Raw genomic sequence first — 22011 nt, 5'->3', positions numbered from 1 at the left:
GTATTCTGAGTCCATGCAGGCCCAAAGCTCCTATCCGTCCGCCGCCGAGTCTACCCTTTCACCGCTGCCCACCCCCTCCGAAACAGCGGTGTATCGCATCCTAGACGCCAATTTAGATCGGGCCAGGGAAGGGCTGCGGATTATTGAAGAATGGTATCGGTTTGGGTTGAACGATACCGCCCACACTGAGCAGATCAAGCACCTGCGCCAAACCCTCGCCCAGTGGCACACCCGCGACCTCCGCCAAGCCCGCGATACCCCTGGCGATCCGGGGACGGCCCTCACCCACGCCCAAGAAACCGAGCGGGAGGACATCCAGGCCGTGCTCCAGGCCAACCTCTGCCGGGTACAGGAGGCGCTGCGGGTGCTAGAGGAATACGGCAAGCTCTATCGGGCCGATTTCGCCGCCGCCTGCAAAGCCATGCGCTATCAGGTCTATACCCTCGAAAGCGACCTGATGGACGGGCAACGGGCACAACGGCTGCAACGGCTGCGGCAATCTCCGATCTACCTCGTCACCTCGCCCCAGGACAATCTGGTGGCCACCGTGGAAGCGGCCCTGAAGGGGGGCATCACCCTAGTGCAGTATCGCGACAAAAACACCGAGGACGAGGTGCGGTTTCAGCGGGCTCAGCAGTTGCAGGCACTGTGCCATCGCTACCGAGCCTTGTTTTTGGTGAATGACCGGGTAGATTTAGCCCTGGCCGTCGGGGCCGATGGCGTCCACCTCGGCCAAACGGACTTACCCGTGGCTGTGGCCCGTCAGATCCTTGGCCCCCAAGCCATTGTTGGCCGCTCCACCACCAACCCCGATGAAATGAACCGTGCCCTCCGCGAAGGCGCGGACTACATCGGCGTTGGCCCCGTCCACAGCACCCCCACCAAACCGGGCAAAGCCGCCGCCGGATTAGACTATGTACGCTATGCAGCGGCCCAGGCCCCGGTACCCTGGTTCGCCATTGGCGGCATTGATACCCACAACCTAAGCGAGGTTTTGCAAGCCGGAGCCCAGCAGGTTGCCATCGTCCGCGCCGTGATGGAGGCCGCAGACCCCACCCAAGCGGCCCAAGCCATCCTAGCCCAGATTCACGGGGCTAAACGCTCGGCCTAGCTTGCCCCTAGCCACGGCAATAAAGGTTGTAGAGAACACTTTTCTTACCTAATAGGCTCTCTACAATTTCGCCTATTACCCTTTGCGACCCATTGCCATGACCACCCTTACCGATCCACCTGTTGCCCCACCTCGCCCGGGCAATGAGGACTACCCCCTAGGCCCTGTTCCAGCATCGGCCCGACGCCCCTTTATTTCCCTAGCCCCCATCCTGGCCGGATTCACCCTCTACTCTGGCACTCTATTTGCCGGAGGATTGATCGGCCCCTCCTTCCAGTTTTGGCCTAATCTAATCGGCCTGATTTTGATTGGCAACCTGATTTTGGGCCTCTATGCAGCGCTGCTGGGCTACATCGCCGGGAACACCGGACTCACCACGGTGCTGATGGCCCGCTTCAGCTTTGGCAATGTGGGATCTCGCTGGGTGGATTTCATCCTGGGATTTACCCAAATTGGTTGGTATGCCTGGGGTTCAGCCCTAATGGCCCAGTTGCTCAACCGTTTGGCCGGGGTGCCCGAATCTTGGAATGGGCTGATTATCCTCTTCTTCACCTACGCCTTTTGCTCCACAGCCTACTTTGGCTATACCGCCATGGACTGGCTCAGCCGTTTGGCGGTTCCGGCCATGGTGGTGTTGATGGGCCTCAGCCTGTCTATCGCGGCAGGAGATGTGGGCGGCTTTGCTGGGCTGCAAGCCCTCGCCATTGAAGATCCTCTGCCCCTGAGTGCCGCTATCACCATCATCGTCGGCACCTTTGTCTCTGGGGGCACCCAAGCCACCAACTGGAGTCGCTTCGCCCGCAATGGCAAAGTGGGCTTTATTGCCACCCTGATTGCCTTTTTTCTGGGCAACGGCTTTTTGATTTTCTCCGGGGCCTTCTGCGCCAAGGTCTACGGCGAGCCAGACATCGTGCAGGTGATGGTTCAGCAGGGCTTGCTGGTGGGGGGCCTCATCCTCTTCTTCCTGAATATGTGGACGACCCAGGACAACACCATCTACGCCTTTTCCATTGCCGGGGCCAATATGTTCCGCACCAGCAAGCGCACCCTGTTTGTGCTGGGCGGAGCTACCCTAGCGCTGTTTATGGCCTGGGGCGGCATCTACGCCATGCTGGTCAACTACCTGATTCTGCTGGGCACCTTTATTCCTCCCATCGGCGGCATCATCATGGCCGACTACTGGATTTATCGCCGGGGCCAATTCCCCGCCCTAGAAAGCCCCCAACCCGCCTTCCGCTGGCCCGGAATTTTGGCCTACATCCTGGCTTCAGCCATCGCCTACGGGTCCAATCAGTGGGGCTGGGGCATTGCTCCGGTCAACGGCATCGTCTCTGCCGCCGTACTCTACGTTTTGCTCAGCAAAAGCTGGCCCAGCACCGAATATTCCCAAGACTGATGGGGAAAGCACCTGACTTGTAGCAAATCAAACTCCGTATTTACCAGGAGAGTACGACCCCTGGGCACCGAGACATCCGGGCTCAGGGGTTTTGCTTGAGGGCCAGACATCGGCCATTCAAACAAGACCCAAACCTTATAGTCACAAAAGCTTTCAGACTTTACTAACCTATCCCACCCAGATCAGATCGACCGTTACAGAAGTTCATATTCACGCCTGGATTTCCCTCCGGATAACCTCTGGGGTTTAGGTATAGGGGATTACATAGAACCCAAGGAATATATCTTCGGCATTTACGTAGAAGACCTAAAGATATCTCTCCTCAAATCCCTGTTCCCTATCGCTCTGATTGTGTCTGGAGTCGGCTATGCATTTCCAAGGTCTCAAAGCATCCCACATCGTCTTTAGTTCGGCGGTCTGGATGCTCTTCGCCCTGTGCCTATGGCGGATGGACTTTTCCCTCAGCGATATGATTCGGTTTGGGCAGCAGATATCGGATCGTGCCAACCTAACTGGGAGTCAAGAACTCATGCAATCCGGCTTTTTGCCCTAGGAGATGCTGCCGGATAGCTAAAGTCGCATCAAAGCCCCCGAATGCTCAAAGGGGCATAGGGCGCATTCGCAGCTAAGGCCCACTCTAGTATCACTCTCACCAACCGGGATGGAGGATCAGATTCTAGGCAAGCTCCATGAAAATAGCCCATCTAAAAAGGCGCACTCGGTAGAATGCGCCTGGATCATCCCGATCTAGCCCCCTAGGGCCAGACCGAAGTGTGTGGATGAAACTTACTTGTTGGGCTGAGGGGTCATCCGCAGGTAGGGCTTGATTTCCGTCACGCCTTTGGGGAACCGCTGACGAGCCTCTTCCGTGGGAATGGCCGGGGAAACCACCACATCATCGCCATCTTTCCAGTCTACGGGGGTGGCCACACTGTAGTTATCGGTGAGTTGCAGAGAGTCAATCACCCGCAGGATTTCGGCAAAGTTGCGTCCGGTGCTGGGGGGATAGGTGATGGTGAGGCGCAATTTCTTGGCGGGGTCAATCACAAACACGCTCCGCACGGTGAGTTTGGCGTTGGCGTTGGGGTGAATCATGCCATAGAGGTCGGACACTTTCTTGTCCTCGTCGGCCAGGATGGGATAGTTCACGGCCACGCCTTGGGTTTCGTTGATGTCGCCAATCCAGCCGTTGTGGGATTCAGCGCTATCGACGCTGAGGGCGATCACTTTCACACCGCGCTTGTCAAACTCACCCTTGAGCTTGGCCACGCTGCCCAACTCGGTGGTGCACACGGGGGTGTAGTCGGCGGGGTGAGAGAACAGCACTACCCAGCTCTCGCCAGCCCAGTCGTAGAAGTTGATTTCACCCTCGCTGCTTTGCTGGGTAAAGTTGGGAACCTGATCACCAAGTTGTAGGGTCATCGCAAATCTCCTAGGAATCTCAATAACGGGGCGTAGCCAATCACCACGCGCCTCCAGACAAACGACTCGTGCGCTATGGGCACCATCGTTTCCCTATTCTTGCATAAACCCCGGTATTCCGGTCGGAGTTTAGAGGATTATCTTAACGATTGGCGTCTAGTTCCCGGGGTGGCCCCATCACAGTCAGGGTTTACCGGGGTGTGACGGCCAGTATTGTGCCTCCGTGAGCTTCGGTTGGTGTAGAGGTTGACCACGGCTAGATCAGTTTGCCCCCGCTCGATGGGGAAGGGCGGGCGGAAATAGAGTTCTCCGGCGAGGCCATCGTCGGTGTCGTCGGAGATGCAGAGGATATCGTCAAAGTCTTGGGCTGTGATGGCCACGATGACGGGGGCGAAGATAGGATCTTCGTTGGCCACAACTACAGCAGGCGCTCTTAGTCTGCTTTTTGAATCAGCTTATTGATCTTTTTGTCAAATAATGCTCATATTTCTCACTTGCGACGGTTTGCCAAACATCTTGTTCCTACTCTATTAATGCAGGATTAGCGTACTGCCTTAAGCCACCGCGCAAACTCTTTTTTCTAGCCATAGATTACATTTCTTCTAGCGCTTCCACAGTTTCAATGTCAGCTTCCTGGGCTAGTTGGGCCAAAACACACTGGACTAGCCGAAACTTGTCAGCGGAGGAAAGTGCGGCAATCGCAGGCAGCAATTCGGAAATGGCTGGTGACATTATGGTAATTCCGTGAGTTTTGCTCAATCCTATAGCTCCGAGTCCCCTAATCCAGCTTGCCGTTACCAACGGTAGAACACATTATCTTTCACAGTCAACGTGCTGAAATAAACTTTGTGTTCACACTGAGGACAGACGGCACTTGAGCATTCGTCAAGATACTCATCATCAAAATCATCTAGATCGAGATTAACAGAGGGTCGATACCAGTCTTGATATTGATGTCCACATTTGGGACAGATGACATCAACAGTCTCAGGTGGCATTGTCATTTCTTCACCTACTCCTTACTTCAGATTTAACGGACTAGATCTTTGACAGTTGGTTGAGAACAAAAGCCTGGAATTCCTTTAGGGAATCTGGGCCTTTCCACGTGCTACTAAAGTCTTTGAAGGAATCAAAGAGATATGGAGTTCCCTTCATTGGGGTTAAATCAACTCCAAGCACCTCCTTGGCGTGAGGCAGAGAGGCCCAATCAGTGTCCGGCTTCCACCAAATAATCTTCACATAGCGATTAGACCATTCATCTGTTCCGAAGAACTGCTCATCTAACACTTCAACAATGTGAGTTATTTTGGCGTGCTGTTTTAGAGCAATCAGATCACCTACCTCTAGAGGCACATTCTGCTTACCCCTAAAGCCCAGAGGAAAAATAGTAGTCTCGCCATGATTGATGACCTGAGAACCAGAATTCTTCATCTTCTCAATCTCTTGAGGAGTATAGGCCCAATGAGAGTGGTAATCCGCAGGGGGAGTAACGACTTTAATCCATTGCAATCTAGACAAATCCATGCCTTGCCTTCCTTTTTTGGAATTACGTTTTGGTGAATCTGGAAAATTAATGCCAAAATCACAGGAAAGTTCTTGCTCAATTTTTTGGATCAACTCGTAATTGATCGTGTCTGTTTCACCACGCTCTAGTCGATACCAATAAGTTGGAGAAATATCTAAACGCTTGCAAATTTTCAGCAGACTTATGCCTGCATTGCGCCTAACACCTTCGAGTTTTTCTGGCAGATCGTCACAAATGACTTCTTGAACTTTCCTAACTCTCATGAAGCACCTAAGTCGAGTTGTTACATCGAGTTTTACTTGGCTTCATTGGTTCCAATTATGGACTATAAACCAAAGGTTGTCAATAACTGTTGGTTTATAGCCTGAAGCCGCACGGAGACTAAGGCTTTAAGGCTAACCCTTTATTATAAATCCCAAGATTCTACGTTGCCTAGACAGAACGCATAGTCTGCCTGCAAGAGAATCCTGGGATCTGGTGAGACGCTAACGGGTTAAATCCCAGGATTCTGTGTTGGGCGACGACGAAAATCGACCGTCCGCAAAAGAACCCTGGCATCTGAAATAGCTTAATCTACCCCCTCAATCGGCGCGAAGCCTTGGCGTTGCACGTTTTCGCTGACGTGGCGGGGTTCTAGGAATTGCAGCAGATAGTCTGGCCCGCCCGCCTTGGAGCCGACGCCGGACATTTTGCCGCCGCCAAAGGGGTGGCGGGAGACAATCGCCCCCGTGATGCCCCGGTTGATGTAGATGTTGCCCACGGCCAGCTCGGTTTGCACCCGCTCGATGTGGGAGGGCGTGCGGGAATAGAGGCCACCCGTCAGGCCGTAGTCGGTGTCGTTGGCGATGCGGAGGGCGTCATCAAAGTCCTGGGCTTTGATCACCGCGAGGACGGGGCCGAAGATTTCCTCTTGGGCGATGACCGCATCGGGTTGTACGTCGGTGAACACCGTGGGGCCAACGAAGTAGCCCGTGGCGGGGGCGGGCATTTCCAGGGCGAGGGTGGCTTCGGCCTTGCCTTTTTCGATGTACTGCTGAATGTTGGCCTGGGCCTTGGCATCGATGACGGGGCCAACCTTGGTGCTGGGCTGGGCCGGATCGCCCACATTGAGGGAGCGGGTGGCTTCCACGAGGCGATGGACGAAGGTGTCGTAGACCGAGGCCACCACGATGGCGCGGGAGCAGGCGGAACACTTTTGGCCACTGAAGCCAAAGGCGGAGTAGACCACCCCCTGCACGGCTTGGTCGAGGTCGGCGCTTTCGTCGATGATGATGGCGTTTTTGCCGCCCATTTCGGCGATCACGCGCTTGAGGTGGCGCTGCCCCGGTCGCCACTGGGCCGCTTCGGCGTAGATGCGACAGCCCACTTCGCGGGAACCCGTGAAGGCGATCATGTGGACATCGGGGTGGTTGACCAGGTGCGCCCCCACGGTGGAACCCTTGGCGGGCAGGTATTGAAACACCCCAGGTGGCATCCCAGCTTCGATCAGGATTTCGGCCAGCTTGGCGGCGATGACCGCAGAGTTTTCGGCGGGTTTGAGGATGGTGCAGTTCCCGGTGACGAGGGCGGCGACGGTCATGCCCGTGGCGATGGCCAGCGGGAAGTTCCAGGGAGAAATTACCACCGCCAGCCCACGGGGGAAGTACCGATAGCGGTTGGTTTCGCCGGGATAGTCGTAGGCGTAGCCCGCGTCTAGGCGCTCCATTTCGTCGGCGTAGTAGCGGCAGAAGTCGATGGCCTCGGACACCTCTGGGTCGGCCTGCCCTAGGGGTTTGCCCACCTCATAGACCATCCAGGCATTCAGTTCGTGGCGGCGGGCTTCCATAATGTCGGCGGCGCGGCGCAGAATGGCGGCTCGTTCCTTCGCCGGAGTGGCGGCCCAGGCGGGGAAGGCAGCTTTGGCGGCGGCGATGGCTTGGTCGGCCTGTTCTTGGCTGGCGAGGCCCAGTTTGCCGACAATTTCCGCAGGTTTGGCGGGGTTAACGGAGTCCACTACCAACTCGGTGTCCAGGGATTCGCCGTTGATGATCGGGTTGTAGCGCTGGCCCAGTTGGGCGTGGACGGTTTTCAGGGCTTCGGCGGACAGGGTGCGCTGGGTAGCTACGGCAAAATCAATATCCGCCGCATTGGGGAAGGGCACCGCCACGGGTTGCCGCTCGGCTCCTTCGATGTCTTCGCCCACAAATTCTGGAGCCGCCAGCAGGTTTTCGACGGGCACGTCTTCCTGGCTTTGCTTCAGGAAGGAGCTGTTGGCCGTATTCTCCAACAGTCGCCGAATCAGGTAGGACATCCCCGGAATCAGTTCCCCAAAGGGGGCATAGACCCGCACCCGAAAGCCCTTGTCGGCCAGGGTTTTGGCCAGTTTGTCGGCCATGCCGTAGAGCACCTGTAGCTCGATGTGGCGACGGGGAATGTTGAGTTCCTCCGCGATGGCCATGGCGTGGGCCTGGGAGCGCACATTGTGGCTACCGATGGCGGCGTAGAGGGTGCCGTGGTTCTCCAGCAGCAGGCGGGTCATGCGCTCGTAGTTGGCATCGGTGGAGATCTTTTCGCTGTAGACCGGGCTGGGCCAGCCGTTTTGCCGCGCCGTGATGGTCTCCTGATCCCAGTAGGCTCCTTTCACCAGGCGCACGGTGACGGGGGTGGCGCGATTTTTGGCCCACAGCACCAGGTCTTTCAGGTCGTGGTAGCTGTCGCGCAGGTAGGCTTGCAGGGTCACGCCAATGTCGTCCCGTTGGCGGAACTCCGCCTCCATCAAAATGTCCTTCAAAATCGCCAGGGTCAGCGCCTTGTAGCGGTACTGCTCCATGTCGAAATGCACCGCCACACCCAGTTCCTTAGCCCGTCGCAGCAGGGTACGGATGTGCTCGCTTACCTTGGCCCGACTGCCCGCCGCATCCAGCGGGTCGAACTGGGAATAGAAGGCCGTGAGCTTGACGGAAACCTGGACTTTGGGAATTTCCTTGCCGTCAGCGGTATCGATGATATCTACGGGCTTCCAACTTTTCGCCGCAGCGGACAACTGCTCCATCAAATCCAGGTAGCGTCGCAAATAGGCCTGGGCTTCGGTTTCGGTGATCACCGCTTCGCCCAGCAAATCCATGGTGAAGGTGAGCTTGTCCTTCCGCATTCGCTCGATGGCCTTGATGGATTTCTCGATGGTGTCGCCGGAAATGTAGCGGTAGGCCAGGGTTTCCACCGCCGGGGCCACCGTGGTCGCCGCCAGTTGACCAGGAACGGAATCGGGGTTCGTGAAGTTCAACAGTCCCTTCAGGGCAGCGGGTAGCTCCACCTCTTCGGCGGATAGGTACTCTTGCAGGTGACGGGCAATTTCTGGCTTGCTGCGCAGGGCGGGTAGAGCGTCAATAAAGCGAAAGAGTTGGACTTTCAAGCCAGGATTCCCCATGGCAAAGTCCATAATTTTGTCGTCCCAGCGCATTTGGTCGCGCATTTGGGCAAAAATATTCTTTTTCTCGCGGCTGGCTAATAATAGCGCGTTGGCAATAGCCAGGGTCTTCGCTTCATACTGAATCGCATTGGTTTGGGGGTTATGGGCTGGGGCGATCACGGTAGTTTCTCCTGAGGTTCCCTCCCTCCATCTTCCGGGAAAACCCGCCCTAACGGCAGCACTAGGCCAGATATTTTATCTAGATTCCCTGTCTTTAATTTTCGCTTCCGTATCTAGCACTACCGAAAGCAGGGGCGCTGAGTTCTTCTAAGTGTGAACTGAGTCTGAACCCCATGCTAGCTATTACTTCTCACTCCATTATCAATGAATACATCACTCATCAGATTCAGCCTTTGCATTATTGGCGCTTATAACGCCGAACTTAGCGACTTTTCACGATCTAGAAACCCATCTGTGAGGCGGTAAATACATCTTCAGCAAGGAGAACGCCTTTTTGAAGAAACGCTTGGCGTACATCGGGCGGAAGCAAAAAATTTTCACAGCCCGACTCTCGACATTGACGAGCCATATTGGCAATGGCAAAGTTTTGAGTAAATGTGTTGGGCAACCCAAAGGTGAAAAAAATAGCCATGCGCTCGCCTGCTTGATGAAAAGATAGATTAGGCAGCTTGGCTTGAGAATAAAAGGGGAAGTATGACTCTAGTTTGCTAAATGCTGATTGAAGGGAGTTCAGGGATCGCTTAGCCATTCTTATGGGTAGAGATGCGGTTTGGCCTCGGTGGGTTAAGCGCACGTCAAAAATGACAATATCTCCTGCGGCAGTATCTAGGCAGACAGATTCTCCCTCAACGAGGGAAGCCCGTCGATGCGAGCCTCGTCGTACCGTTAGCCCACTCCGATTATGGCGATGATCCTGTAAATAAACGGCAACCTTATATACTCTGCAATCGGGGATATCGTAGGTAGTTTGGCCAAAATACCCTCCTGGATTGGAGCTTTCCCCATCGTCTTTATGCCATTGTGCTAAGGTTCTGACGTGGGCATCACAGTGGCTCGTGAACATAATATCCGCAGTGCCTAGCGATCTACGAACACCATCGAGGATTTTATCATGGTAGCAAATCCAGCTAATGTCAGGGATCTTGATAGCTGCATTTGACTGAGTAACTCCATAGAAATTTTGCTTGCCCTCTAATCGAAAGTAAGCCTTCAAGGAAATTCGCAGTCTTTGGATTTCTTCTGCGCTCAATACACCTCTCTCTATAGCAAATCCATCTTGTAATAAGTGAACATCAAGATCGGGTTCTGATACTTCTAATGCTGACATTTCTGTCTTCTCCGTGCTTTAAATCAGTCAGGGCAGGGGAAATCGCTAAAAGAAAGAGGTTCAGTTTACAGCAGCATTGATTATCCACTGCCATTTTGTCAATGGATAGTCAATGCTATTTGTCAAAAAGTTGGCTGGTTCAGAAAAATCGACTGAGAGACAAATCGATTTTTCTCTATGCCTATCATTACAGTAGTTCATGCCATCCAGGAGTGCAATCCCACAACATCCAGGATTTACTGAAATTCTACATTTCAATCAAAAATGTATGATTTTAGTAGGATGCACAGATCAAAAAAACAAGCTGAGTCAGGAATCTGCGTTTTAAACTTTAGTCATCTAAGTATTTTAGATGTATCTTTTATACTTTTCTCTATCAAGCTCTTTGAACTGGCGTAGTCATGCTTTAGAGCCAAGATGCAGCTATAGTAAGCTTTCTAGAGATTTCTCTGGGTTTTGCATCATTCAAAATCGCGGTATAAAACATGTAAATTGAAACATATCTACTGCATCCAGGCATGGGTGGTGCTCAAGGCGCAAGATACAGCCTGGTGGCACCAGTTGCGTAGGCCAACCCCGGCTCTGGGTATCTGTGCTACCATCGGGCTAATCTTCCCCCTACCCCAATCGACGCGGATGAGTAAGGTTCTGGTACTCAACGCCTCCTATGAGCCACTCAACATCACGAGTTGGCGGCGCGCTGCGGTACTGCTGATTAAAGACAAAGCCGAACAGCTAGAGCACAACGGCAAGTACATTTATGCCGGGTTTCCGCTGCCAACAGTGATTCGCCTGCGCCACTATGTGCGCGTGCCCTACAAAGATATTCCCCTCACCCGTCGCAACCTGCTTCAGCGGGATCATCACACTTGCCAATACTGTGGCTACAACGGCGGTGAGGGGCTGACGTTAGATCACGTTGTGCCTCGTTCTCGCGGCGGCGGCGAAACCTGGGAAAACATGGTGGCAGCCTGCGTGCGCTGCAATGTGAAAAAGGGCAACCGCACCCCCAGAGAAGCGGAAATGCCCTTGCTAACCCAGCCACGCAAACCTCACAGCAGCCTCTATTTTGAAGTCACTCGCCACATCCACAGCGGTGTTCACCAAGAATGGAGAAAATACGTGATTGGGCTATCTTAAATGCGATAGATTCACTCTCAACCCTCCGAGGGGTTCTAGCCATCCCATCGAGGTTAAAATTGCCCCCTGTGCAGGATCGCTATCGCCTAGCCCCACCCTAGCAATCTAGCGTTGACGACTGCCCTCACACACATCAAAGCCCTAGGTTTGCCCCTGCCAGTTATCCCACTTCGCCCCTGGGTTCCTAGGAACTGTATCTAACGACTCTTTGCTCTGCCCGACATCCTATGACTAACGTTCTTAAATGACTAACGTTCTTAAAACCCCAGCCTCCCACGCAGTTAAGCCTCAGTCGCCGCTGGTGCGGTTTTATCGGTCGCCCATTGGCAAAAAGCTGATTTCTGGCGCAACGGGTCTGGCCCTGGCAGGCTTTGTGCTGGTGCACATGGCGGGCAATCTGCTGTTATTTTTGGGCCATGATGCCTACAATGCCTATGCCGAGCATTTAGCCCGTTGGGGTGTGCTGCTTTATGCAGTAGAGGGGCTGCTTGTGGGTATTGCGCTGCTCCATATTGGAGTAGGCATGAGCGTATTTGTAGGACGGCTACGGGCACGGCCAGAGGGCTACGCCGAGTATCAATCCGTGGGCGAAAACAGCTATCAATCGCTCAGTTCTCGCACCATGATCATCACAGGATCGATCCTAGCGGTGTTTCTGGGTCTACACCTGTGGACGTTCAAGTTTGGCCCCTATTACTCCACGGAGTTGGACGGCCACGCGGCGAGGGATTTGGCGCGACTGGTCGTGGAAGTCTTCCATAAATTGCCCTATGTTCTGGGCTACTCGGCAGTGTTGCTGGGGCTGGGGTTTCACCTACGTCATGGGGTTTGGAGTGCGGTGCAGTCTTTGGGGGCACTCCATGCAGGAATTCGGCCCCTCGCCTATGGGGTGAGTGCGCTGCTAGCCGGAGCCATTGCCCTAGGATTTGTGGCCTTACCCTGGGCCATCTATGGTGGTCTGATTGTTTAATCTAAGCGCATAAAAAAGTGCGCCGAAGAAAGATTCCAGCGCACTTTAGGGTTCTTATCAGCCCGTCTTCGCACCGGGCTAGGGTTAAGCTAAACGGCAAACAGGCTATTTTTTGACTAAACCATCAGCCTCTCGCCACAAAGCGGTCTACTCAGCTGCAATATCCTTGGGGCTTTCGGCCTCAAAGAAGTTGGAATAGACCCAACCTGCCAGCAGAGCACCCACGATGGGAGCCACCCAGAACAGCCAGAGCTGAGCCAGCAGCGGGCCACCGACAAACAGGGCAGGGCCAGTGCTGCGGGCCGGGTTCACCGAGGTATTGGTGACAGGAATGCTGATCAGGTGAATGAGGGTGAGGGCCATACCAATAGCGATGGGGGCCAGACCCGCCGGAGCCCGGAAATCTGTGGCACCGAGGATGATCATCAGGAAGAAGAAGGTCATCACCACTTCGGTGATCAGGGCAGCAAACAGGCTATAGCCACCGGGAGAATGCACCCCAAAGCCGTTGGTAGCCAAGGGGTTGCCGCTGGTGTTGTCAATCACGAAGTCAGGCTGACCACTAGCGATCAGGTAGATAATCCCAGCACCCACAATGGCCCCCACCACTTGGGAGGCGATATAGGGCAGCAGTTCGCTGCTGGGGAAGCGGCCCCCGGCCCACAGACCAAAGGACACCGCCGGGTTGAGATGGCAGCCAGAGATGTGGCCAATCGCGTAGGCCATGGTAAGCACGGTTAGACCGAAGGCGAGGGAGACGCCCAAGAAGCCCAGGCCCAACTGTGTCTCATCCACCAAAAACTTGGCGGCAAAGACCGCACTACCGCAGCCACCCAATACCAGCCATAACGTGCCGAAAAATTCAGCGGCACAACGTTTTGTTAGAGGCATTTACCCCACTCCTCAAGAATCTTTTAAGACTTTTCCGAACTTGGTAGCATTCGTATCAGACGAAACGCTACTTCATGTTTATACCGCACATCTGTCTAGCAAGAGATGCTAGGGGGAGATCATAAGAGACTAATAAGTAAAGAATCTTAACGAGCAAGGGAGATGGAACAACGCTGATGGCCAAGGGGTATTTTCTGGACGTTATTTGGGTGCCACTTCTTACGGGTTCCTTATCTTTTCTTCGTACACTTGGTACAACGACCATAGATGGAACGACCAACCTTTCCCAGCCTCCCTTTCAGGGGGCTGGTTTTTGTATGAATAGGCTCCCATGACTAATCCCCATGACTAGCCCCCCTATGCCTAGAGCGAATCTCGCTGCTTCGCTCCATGGGGTTAACACCGTTCCAGAGTTTTGTCCTTTGGCCTTCCATTGCCCTTGGTGGGGCTGGGGAGAATCGGTCAGCCTAGCCCTCGGCAGGCTAGGGTAGATGGGGTTGAGCCTGGGAACTGTTACCGTTACAGTATGTGAGCCCCCCAAGGGCAATTCGCCTTTTTCTGGCCCTTGTGCCCTGTACCCTAGCGATGACCCACCGCCACCGTGTTTCTCCGCCGTTATCCGCTGCATTGCTCGGATTCACGGTGGCTATTGTGTTTTCTGGCTCCGCCGTTCTCGCCTCCGATCAGCGGTTGTTGGCCTCGGTGGATGGGCCTTCCCAGGAGGTGATATCCCCAGAGGGCGCTGGCCGCGATGTACCCTGGTGGCCGTGGATTTTAGCGCTTCCTGGGTTGGGTGCGTTGCTGTGGTGGCGACTGCGCGAGGCGGCTCCTCCTTCAGCGAAGACTGTAGCTACACCTAAGTCAGATCGCGGTCTTGGGCTAGGAAATCCGGTTGAGGGTGATCGGGCTAAAGGCCTAGCCACCGTGAGGGGAGTGGAAGAAGCGCCTCCAAGCATCGATGCGCCCACAGCCCCTAGGATCGCCGAGGAGGAGAGGGATCTCAGCGTGCCTATCCCTTTAGCAACGGTCACGCTAGGCACCGACGTAACGGCAATGGCCCAGCGCCGTATCATTCTCACACCTCGAACTAGCACAGCCGCCTATGTCTATTGGGAGTTGCCCCCCTCAGAGGTGAGCATCCTGGCGGATCGCCGATACTCCACCTTTCTCAAGCTGCACGACGCGGATGATGAGACTCCGGTAAACCTACCCGCCGCCGCCCAAATCTGGGCCTGCGCTACGGTGGCAATGGGCGATCAACATCTGCCCATTGCCCGCGCCCATCGCCATTACCGGGTAGAACTAGGCTATGAGGACGAGGCTGATACGTGGCACACCCTGGTGCAGTCGGCTCCGGTGCGGGTTCCGGCCCAGGCTGATGTGGAGTCATCCTCCCTAACCGCTGCCGATGGGGCGACTGGCTCTGCAATGGCCGATTCGACCTCAGATATACCGCCCGAGGAACGGTTGTCCGGCGGGTCATTGCTGGAGGTGAGCACACCAGACCCCACGCAGCCCCCCAACGCTAGCCACATCCCCGGCCTGACGGAGGTGAGCATCAGCGTTGCGCCAGCCGCGATTCCCCGCACCAGTAGCGCCCCGGCCCGCGCTTCCCTCACGGCGGCCACCTGCCGCAGTGCCGAGGCCGATTGGGAACTGTCTGCCGACCAAGTCAACGACCTGCGGACAGGCAAACGCCGACTCACCGTACGGCTCTATGATGTAACCGAGCTACCTGGAGGATTCTCCCTTGGCCCCAATAGCGTGCAAGAGTTTGAAGTAGACCTGGTTCCCCAAGCTAGCCTGACCCTGCCCATCGCCATCGACGACCGAGATTACCTGATCGAAGTGGGCTACCTAACCGGGAGCGGTCAGTGGCAGGTGTTGGCCAAGTCTAGCCCCGTGCGAGTGCCTGCCTGTTAGGAGTTGGCTAGGGTCTGATCCATGCCGTTTTGGGCAGATGGCATCGCCGATTGCCCTACCGTTGATTCCCCTACCGTTGATTCCCCTACAAATTATTGAGGCGGTGCGGTGCTGGAAGCCGTAGCATGGTACCCGTGGGAGATGCCGAAGGAGAAAGTGCCTATGTCGTTATTTTTTGATGTGTTGACAGCCATCAACAACCCTCATCAGCAGGGCAGTGTGGATCAACTCGGATCGGTGGTGGAGGCGCTGCAACAGTTGGCCAGCCGCCAAGGGCTTGAGATGGCGCAGATGATCGCCCTATTGGATAGCTTGGGCCAGGAACTGCAACCCATTCTCCAGGATCAGGCCAGCGCCATTGGTGTTGGAGCCCTGGAGGGGCTGCTAGGAAAGTTGTCGGGGGCTGGCAGTCTAGGGCTGTTGCAGGTGGCCATTCCGCGCCCGCTTCAGCAGGAAATTATTCAAGCCGTAGCCCAGCAAACGGGCATCCAGGCCGATCAAATTCAGGCGATGCTGCCCCAGCTCATTCCCGCCATCATGGGGCTGTTGGGGATGGGGGCAGCCAAACCGGGTACCAGTGGACAAAACGTCCTGCTGGAGGCGTTTTTGAAGTCTGAACCGGGCCAAAGTACCGATCTAGGCACGGTGATCAACTTTGCGACTCGATTTCTCAACCCTCCAGCCCAAGCCTGAGAAGGCTTCCGGGGTGCTAACCTCGTCCGGCAACGGGTGACAAACCCTGTCCTCAGCTAGTTAAGCCTCGCCATACCATCGCGCTTCAACTTCCTCGGCCACGGCGACGGGATCGTCCTCCACCCCAAGACAGAGCGTGACATGGCCCAACTTGCGCCCAGGACGAATGCCCTTGTTGTACCAATATAGGGTGGCGTTGGGGCGCTGCTGAAGCTGGGCGATCTTTTGCTGGTGGCTCGCCTCAGATTCTGCTAAGCCCAGCAGGTTCACCATCACCGCCTGGGCACAGGTCAATTGCGGTGAACCGAGGGGTAGATCGCTCACCGCTCGTAACTGTTGCTCAAATTGGGAGGTGGCGCAGGCATCAAGGCTGTAGTGGCCAGAGTTGTGGGTACGGGGGGCGATTTCATTCACCAACACCTGGTCATCCTCGGTGAGAAAGCATTCCATGCCCACAATGCCCACCAAGTCCAACTGTTCCGCTAGGGTGCGGCCAAGTTGGGCCATCGTTTCCGCCACCCATGGGTTGACCACTGCCGGAGCCACCACCCGCCGACAAACCTGGTTCACCTGCACCGTCTCCACAGTGGGATACAGGGCGACTTCCCCCGTGGCGGAGCGGGCCACCATGATCGCCAGCTCCTTGGTGAAGGGCACAAATTCCTCCAGCAGCACCGGATTGCGCTCAAAGCCATTCCAGGTTCCCACCAGATCCTCTGGGGTACGCACCACCACCGTGCCGTAGCCGTCGTAGCCCAGGCGGCGAGTTTTCATCACCACAGGAAAGCCCAGCTCAGCCGCCTTTTGATGCAGCTCTACTTCAGATTCGGTCCCTTCTAGTACAGCGTAGCGGGGATTAGGCAGGCCAATGCGGGCAAAAAACTCGCGCTGGTGGCGCTTATCCAGCACCAGATCCAGCACCTCTAGCCCAGGCCGAAAGATCACGCCCCGGTCGGCCAAGGGTTGCAGCCCCGCACAGTCAATAAACTCGTTTTCAAAGGTGATCACATCACACTGGTCAGCGAGGCGGGTGGTGCCAGCCACATCATCCACCGGAGCCAATACCGCCGCCTGAGCAATGGCTACCGCCGGATCCGCCTCGTTAGGGGTTTGCACCACGAGATCCAAGCCCAACCGCTGTGCCGCTGGCCCCATCATCCAGGCCAGTTGCCCCCCGCCAATGACACCAATGCGACGGATCGAGGGCTGGGCAGCGGGGTTAGACAGGGCCATAGCAAGGTTAGACTCAAGGGAATGCAGCAGGGAAACGGGCGGCAAGTCTGCCAACGGGGAAAAACCATGGCAGGCTAAGGACAGGATGCTCGTTCATTATTAAACGTTTACGGTGCGCCGATGCCTGTTTCCTCCTGCCAAAATGTGCCCTTTTTGCCGCCGTGGTATCTGCGATCTGGGTTGCTGATGACCCTCTACATCGCCCTGCTGGCCAAACACACCTGGCAGCGCACTATTCAGCTTCCCCCTGTGCCCTACCAAGACCACGTTTTTACGGGTCAGGGGCAGGTGCCGATCTTTGGGCAATGGGCCGCACCGCCCCAGGCCCAAGGCACGTTCATCGCCACCTACGGCATCACGGGTAGTTTGGAAAATCAGTGGTTTCTAGAAATCCTAGGCCGCAAAGCCTACGACCGGGGCTATGGGGTGCTGCTGTTTGACTGGCGCGCCCACGGCAAAACGGCGGAACTCTCACCCACCCTCACCTCCGACGGCATTTACGAAGGGGATGATTACCTCGCCCTCGCGGCCCAGGCCAAAGCGTTGGGCTGTCCGCCGCCCTACTGGTTTGTGGGCTATTCCCTCAGTGGGCAACTGGCCCTGTGGGCAGGCAAAGTGGCGATGAATTTGCCCGCAGACTCCCCCCTGCAGCCGGAGGACATCGGCGGCGTGGCGGTGGTGTGCCCCAATTTGGATGCTAACCGATCCCTGCCCTACCTAATGGCCGCGCCCTTGGGCAAGTATCTGGAACGAGCCATTGCTAAGGAACTCAACCGTTTGGCCCTTCAGCTTCATCAATACCACCCCCAGGATTTTGACCTAGAGGCCATCAACCGGGCCGACAGTATTTGGGGCTTTGACCATGAACTGGTGATTCCCCGCCTGGGCTTTGCCACGGTGGAAGACTACTACGCGGCCAGTTGCCCCCTACCCTTTTTGGCAGATCTCACGGTGCCCACCCTAATCCTCTACGCCGCGGATGATCCGCTGTTTCATCCCGACTTGGTGCCCGAACTGGTGGCGATGGGACAGCAGAATCCCTACCTAGACGTGGTGGCGACGGAGTACGGCGGCCATGTTGGCTACTACAGCGGCCCCACCGGGCAACGCCTCGCCCAGGATCCCGATCCTTGGTGGGCCTGGAATCGGGTATTGGATTGGGTAGAAAGTCAGCCGCCTGTGTCCGTTGGGGCTAGGGTTGGGGCGATGGCCTCACGCCAAGACAGTTAGGCTCGTGCCTTGGATAGGTTAGCGCTTTGGACGGCAAGGATTTTTCTCTCAGAATCAATTCCCACCCGTTAAGGGTACCCCTAGCGCATAAAATTGAGGTTCAACCTTACACCCAATCGCCGATTCTATGAGAGCCTACCGGGCAGCCGCCGTACAGATGACCAGTGTGCCAGACCTCGACAAAAATCTGGCCCAGGCCGAGGAGTTAATTGACTTAGCGGTGCGCCAGGGGGCAGAACTGGTCACACTGCCGGAGAATTTCTCCTTTTTGGGGGATGAGGACGCCAAAATTGCCCAGGCCGAGCAGATTTGTCAGGCCAGCGAAACCTTCCTCAAAACCATGGCCCAGCGCTACCAGGTAACGCTGATTGGCGGCGGTTATCCCGTTCCAGCTAAGGAAGGCAAGGTGTTTAACACGGCCCTGCTGGTCTCCCCCGAAGGCCAAGAGCTGCTGCGCTACGAAAAAGTTCACCTGTTCGACGTGAACCTGCCCGACGGCAACACCTACCGCGAATCCAACATTGTGATTTCTGGCCACCTGCTGCCCGATGTCTTCCCGTCTAAGGACTTCGGCATCATTGGCCTGTCGGTGTGCTACGACGTGCGCTTCCCCGAACTCTACCGCCACCTCTCCCAGCAGGGAGCTGAGCTTTTGGTGGTGCCCGCCGCCTTCACCGAATTCACCGGAAAAGACCACTGGCAGGTGCTCTTGCAGGCCCGCGCCATCGAAAATACCTGCTACGTCATTGCCCCCGCCCAAACCGGGTTCCACAACAGCCGTCGCCAATCCCACGGCCACGCCATGATTATCGACCCCTGGGGCATGGTCTTGGCCGATGCAGGCACCGCCACCGGGGTGGCCATCGCCGAAATCAACCCCAACCGCATTGCCCAGGTGCGCCGCCAAATGCCCTCCCTCTCCCACCGCATGTTTGTGTAGGTTGCTTCCTGTTGCTGTCCTAGGGCGGCGACTAGGCCCAGCCGATGGCCAATCGGCCCTTGTAGCCCAAGCCAGCCCAGGCAGCGGGAAGCAAGTTGCCCTCCACCACGTCTCCTCGGAGGAAAGGGACGTCGGAAACTGGCTTCAATCAAAGGTCTTCTCCCTGGGGCAGAGGGGCTTAGGGCAAGGGCAGCGACGGATTGTGGCCTTTTTTGCCGCTTATGACGAACTCTTTGCAACCAGAAAACTCATGTACATTGGATAGGTTGAGTTTTGGCGGCCTGAATGGTGGATTGGATCAGCGGCCTAATTGGCACCGCCCCCCTGTTTGCTTCCCAAGAATTGGTTCCCCACGGTGCTATGGCTACGCTGCCCTCGGTGCCGTGGTTGGCGGAGATTGCCGAAGCCGAGATTGAGCCTCTGGTGTTGGCCAGCGTGCTGCTGAGCCTGATTGTGGTGTATCTCGCGGCTAAGATTGGCGGTGAACTGTGCGCCCGCGTCAACCTGCCCCCCGTACTGGGCGAACTGTTGGGGGGAGTCGTTGTGGGGGTGTCGGCCCTGCACCTGATTGTCTTCCCCGAAGCAGGCGCGAATCCTGACTCCATGCTCATGAACTTTGTTGGGTGGGTGACAGGCATCGCCCCTGAAGATGGTCTTTCACGAGTCTTTGCAGGCGAAAGTGAAGCCCTCTCAGTGCTGGCGGAGTTAGGGGTGATTATCCTCCTGTTTGAGATTGGCCTAGAGTCTGACCTCAAGGAGCTGATTCGGGTTGGCCCCCAGGCGGCGGTGGTGGCGGTGATTGGGGTCGTTGTGCCCTTCGCCGCAGGCACAGCGGGGCTGATTGGCCTGTTTGGGGTAGATACTATCCCGGCGGTGTTTGCCGGGGCTGCACTCACCGCCACCAGCATCGGGATTACAGCCAAGGTATTGGCAGAACTGCAAAAGCTGAGTTCCACAGAAGGCCAAATTATCATCGGAGCCGCCGTCCTAGATGACGTGCTAGGGATCATCGTTCTAGCCGTGGTGGCCAGCCTGGCCAAAACCGGGGAAATCGAAATCCTCAACGTGGTCTATCTGGTGATTGGGGCCGCTGTATTCCTGGTGGGGTCTATCTTTTTAGGGCGCTTGCTCAGCCCCTATTTTGTTGCCCTAGTAGACAAACTTCGCACCCGTGGCCAGGTGTTGATTAGCTCCCTGATTTTCGCCTTTGTACTGGCCTACATTGCCTCAGCCATTCAGCTAGAGGCGATTTTGGGAGCCTTTGCCGCCGGATTAATTTTGGCCGAAACCAGCAAGCACAAGGAGCTAGAAGAACAGATTAGCCCCATCGCCGATATGCTGGTGCCGATTTTCTTCATCACCGTGGGGGCCAGAACCGACATCAGCGTGCTAAACCCCCTCGACCCCAACAACCGACCAGGCCTGATTATTGCCTCCTTCCTAGTAGTAGTGGCCTTTGTGGGCAAGGTCGTAACAGGCTTTGCCGTGTTTGGCCAACCGGGCATCAACCGCCTTGCCGTGGGCATTGGCATGGTGCCCAGGGGCGAAGTGGGCCTCGTCTTTGCTGGGGTAGGGGCCGCCAGCGGGGTGCTGTCCGAATCCCTGGATGCCGCCATCATTGTGATGGTGATTCTGACCACCTTCATGGCCCCGCCGCTGCTGCGCCTGGTATTTGAGGAAAAAGACTCCGACGAACCGCCCCTCCAGGAAGACGAAGCCCTCGCCACGGCCACCCCAGCCCCTGGACAGGACTAGGCTTTCCGCCGCCGCCGAACGCTCGCCTCCTGCCAGGAGGAGGGCGTTTTGTCTACCAACCCAGGGTAGAGTTTTTCATCCCGTTTGATTCCACCGCCTAGACCCGCTACACTCTATGGAATCCTCCGATGTCTAACTAGGCATAAGTACTTATGAACAACGGGTTCCAACGCCGTCATCTCGCCTCCCCTGGCCCTGCCCGCATCGGCATTTTTGATAGCGGCGTGGGTGGCCTCACGGTGCTGCGGGAAATCTATCGCCAACTGCCCCACGAATCGGTGCTGTACTTTGGTGATACGGCCCGTCTGCCCTACGGTTCCCGTTCCCCTGAGGAAATCATCTACTTTGTGCGCCAAATTCTGGACTGGATGGCCAGTCAAAACGTCAAAATGGTGATGATGGCCTGTAACACCAGTTCAGCCCTGGCCCTAGATATTGTGCAACCGGAGTACGACTTCCCCATTTTGGGCTTGATTCGTCCCGGTGCTCAGGCCGCTGCCCAGGTGGGGCAACGCATTGGCATCATTGCTACCCAGGCCACCGTCAACAGCAGCGCCTACCCCAGCGCTATCCAGGAACTATCCCCCCAAACCCCCGTGTGGCAGGTGGCCTGTCCTCAGTTTGTCACCATTGTGGAGGGCAACCAAATTCAGCAACCCCACGCCCGCCAAACCGCCGAAGACTATCTGCGCCCCCTGATGGATGCCCAGATCGATACCCTGATCTATGGCTGCACCCACTACCCCCACCTGGCCCCGCTGCTGAAGACCATTCTGCCCCCCAGCACCCAGTATGTCGATCCGGCCATTTCGATGGTGGCGGCGGCAGCCAAGGAGCTCGATGCCCTCGGCCTTCGCAGCAACGCTGCCGCCTGGGCCACAGAGTTCTATGTCAGCGGTTCCGCCAGGGAGTTTCGGCGCTTGGCGGTGCAATGGCTGGGCCATCAGCCCCAAGTTCAGCAAATTCGCTTGCCTGACCTCGCTCCTCAGCCCGTGCCCTCGGTGGATGTGCATTCGTAGCTAGCCGCTATCAGAGATTCACTACCA

The 22011-nt window shown here is 56.3% G+C and carries 19 protein-coding genes; 11 read left to right on the top strand and 8 right to left on the bottom strand.

Annotation, left to right across the window (positions count from 1 at the left end; genetic code table 11):
• Positions 1–13 precede the first annotated feature (13 nt).
• The 3 genes from GFS31_RS02335 to GFS31_RS02325 all read left to right on the top strand — a co-directional run bounded on the left by GFS31_RS02335 (position 14) and on the right by GFS31_RS02325 (position 3060).
• Positions 14–1111 (top strand): thiamine phosphate synthase, encoded by a 1098-nt coding sequence (locus tag GFS31_RS02335; protein WP_263974884.1) that lies wholly within the window; start codon positions 14–16, stop codon positions 1109–1111.
• A 97-nt stretch (positions 1112–1208) separates the two neighbouring features.
• Positions 1209–2507: a cytosine permease gene (gene codB, locus GFS31_RS02330; RefSeq protein ID WP_198806693.1), complete on the top strand. Its 1299-nt coding sequence runs from the start codon at positions 1209–1211 to the stop codon at positions 2505–2507.
• Between the two features lie 367 nt (positions 2508–2874).
• On the top strand, positions 2875–3060 hold the full coding sequence (locus GFS31_RS02325; protein WP_198806692.1) for a hypothetical protein: 186 nt from the start codon (positions 2875–2877) through the stop codon (positions 3058–3060).
• A gap of 233 nt (positions 3061–3293) precedes the next feature.
• Here the strand turns inward: GFS31_RS02325 and GFS31_RS02320 are convergent, their stop codons facing one another.
• From GFS31_RS02320 to GFS31_RS02295, 6 genes are all read right to left on the bottom strand, one after another.
• Positions 3294–3929: a peroxiredoxin gene (locus GFS31_RS02320; protein ID WP_198806691.1), complete on the bottom strand. Its 636-nt coding sequence runs from the start codon at positions 3927–3929 to the stop codon at positions 3294–3296.
• A 137-nt stretch (positions 3930–4066) separates the two neighbouring features.
• Positions 4067–4345, bottom strand: a complete 279-nt coding sequence (locus GFS31_RS02315; protein ID WP_198806690.1) for an aldehyde dehydrogenase family protein — start codon at positions 4343–4345, stop codon at positions 4067–4069.
• A gap of 175 nt (positions 4346–4520) precedes the next feature.
• Entirely contained in the window at positions 4521–4661 is a 141-nt protein-coding gene (locus tag GFS31_RS02310) for a hypothetical protein (protein WP_198806689.1), read from the bottom strand.
• 306 nt (positions 4662–4967) lie between these two features.
• A complete protein-coding gene (locus tag GFS31_RS02305) occupies positions 4968–5717 on the bottom strand; it encodes a helix-turn-helix domain-containing protein (RefSeq protein ID WP_198806688.1) in 750 nt (249 codons plus the stop codon).
• A gap of 305 nt (positions 5718–6022) precedes the next feature.
• Positions 6023–9022: an L-glutamate gamma-semialdehyde dehydrogenase gene (gene pruA / locus GFS31_RS02300; RefSeq protein WP_198806687.1), complete on the bottom strand. Its 3000-nt coding sequence runs from the start codon at positions 9020–9022 to the stop codon at positions 6023–6025.
• 280 nt (positions 9023–9302) lie between these two features.
• Positions 9303–10190 carry a hypothetical protein gene (locus tag GFS31_RS02295; RefSeq protein ID WP_198806686.1) on the bottom strand — a complete coding sequence of 296 codons (888 nt, stop codon included), beginning with the start codon at positions 10188–10190 and terminating at the stop codon, positions 9303–9305.
• 636 nt (positions 10191–10826) lie between these two features.
• On the opposite strand from GFS31_RS02295, the gene GFS31_RS02290 reads away from it, so the two are divergent.
• Both GFS31_RS02290 and GFS31_RS02285 read left to right on the top strand, forming a co-directional pair.
• Entirely contained in the window at positions 10827–11330 is a 504-nt protein-coding gene (locus tag GFS31_RS02290; protein WP_198806685.1) for an HNH endonuclease, read from the top strand.
• Between the two features lie 244 nt (positions 11331–11574).
• Positions 11575–12300, top strand: a complete 726-nt coding sequence (locus GFS31_RS02285; protein WP_198806684.1) for a succinate dehydrogenase cytochrome b subunit — start codon at positions 11575–11577, stop codon at positions 12298–12300.
• A gap of 147 nt (positions 12301–12447) precedes the next feature.
• On the opposite strand, the gene aqpZ is transcribed toward GFS31_RS02285, so the two are convergent.
• Positions 12448–13191 carry an aquaporin Z gene (gene aqpZ, locus GFS31_RS02280; RefSeq protein WP_198806683.1) on the bottom strand — a complete coding sequence of 248 codons (744 nt, stop codon included), beginning with the start codon at positions 13189–13191 and terminating at the stop codon, positions 12448–12450.
• A gap of 585 nt (positions 13192–13776) precedes the next feature.
• On the opposite strand from aqpZ, the gene GFS31_RS02275 reads away from it, so the two are divergent.
• Both GFS31_RS02275 and GFS31_RS02270 read left to right on the top strand, forming a co-directional pair.
• A complete protein-coding gene (locus GFS31_RS02275) occupies positions 13777–15114 on the top strand; it encodes a DUF4912 domain-containing protein (protein WP_198806682.1) in 1338 nt (445 codons plus the stop codon).
• Between the two features lie 162 nt (positions 15115–15276).
• The gene (locus tag GFS31_RS02270) at positions 15277–15807 is read left to right on the top strand and encodes a DUF937 domain-containing protein (protein ID WP_198806681.1); all 531 of its coding nucleotides are present in this window, start codon (positions 15277–15279) and stop codon (positions 15805–15807) included.
• A gap of 60 nt (positions 15808–15867) precedes the next feature.
• On the opposite strand, the gene GFS31_RS02265 is transcribed toward GFS31_RS02270, so the two are convergent.
• Positions 15868–17040 (bottom strand): 5-(carboxyamino)imidazole ribonucleotide synthase, encoded by a 1173-nt coding sequence (locus tag GFS31_RS02265; protein ID WP_198806680.1) that lies wholly within the window; start codon positions 17038–17040, stop codon positions 15868–15870.
• 120 nt (positions 17041–17160) lie between these two features.
• Here GFS31_RS02265 and GFS31_RS02260 point away from each other — a divergent pair, with 120 nt between their 5' ends.
• From GFS31_RS02260 to murI, 4 genes are all read left to right on the top strand, one after another.
• A complete protein-coding gene (locus GFS31_RS02260) occupies positions 17161–18270 on the top strand; it encodes a YheT family hydrolase (RefSeq protein ID WP_198806679.1) in 1110 nt (369 codons plus the stop codon).
• A 127-nt stretch (positions 18271–18397) separates the two neighbouring features.
• Positions 18398–19210: a carbon-nitrogen hydrolase family protein gene (locus GFS31_RS02255; RefSeq protein WP_198806678.1), complete on the top strand. Its 813-nt coding sequence runs from the start codon at positions 18398–18400 to the stop codon at positions 19208–19210.
• A gap of 360 nt (positions 19211–19570) precedes the next feature.
• Positions 19571–20965: a cation:proton antiporter gene (locus GFS31_RS02250; RefSeq protein ID WP_198807993.1), complete on the top strand. Its 1395-nt coding sequence runs from the start codon at positions 19571–19573 to the stop codon at positions 20963–20965.
• Positions 20966–21117: 152 nt separating this feature from the next.
• Positions 21118–21984 carry a glutamate racemase gene (murI, locus tag GFS31_RS02245; RefSeq protein ID WP_198806677.1) on the top strand — a complete coding sequence of 289 codons (867 nt, stop codon included), beginning with the start codon at positions 21118–21120 and terminating at the stop codon, positions 21982–21984.
• Positions 21985–22011: the final 27 nt, after the last annotated feature.

The sequence above is a fragment of the Leptolyngbya sp. BL0902 genome (genome assembly GCF_016403105.1).
GTDB lineage: Bacteria > Cyanobacteriota > Cyanobacteriia > Phormidesmidales > Phormidesmidaceae > Nodosilinea.
This window is presented reverse-complemented; position numbering and strand designations above follow the sequence as displayed.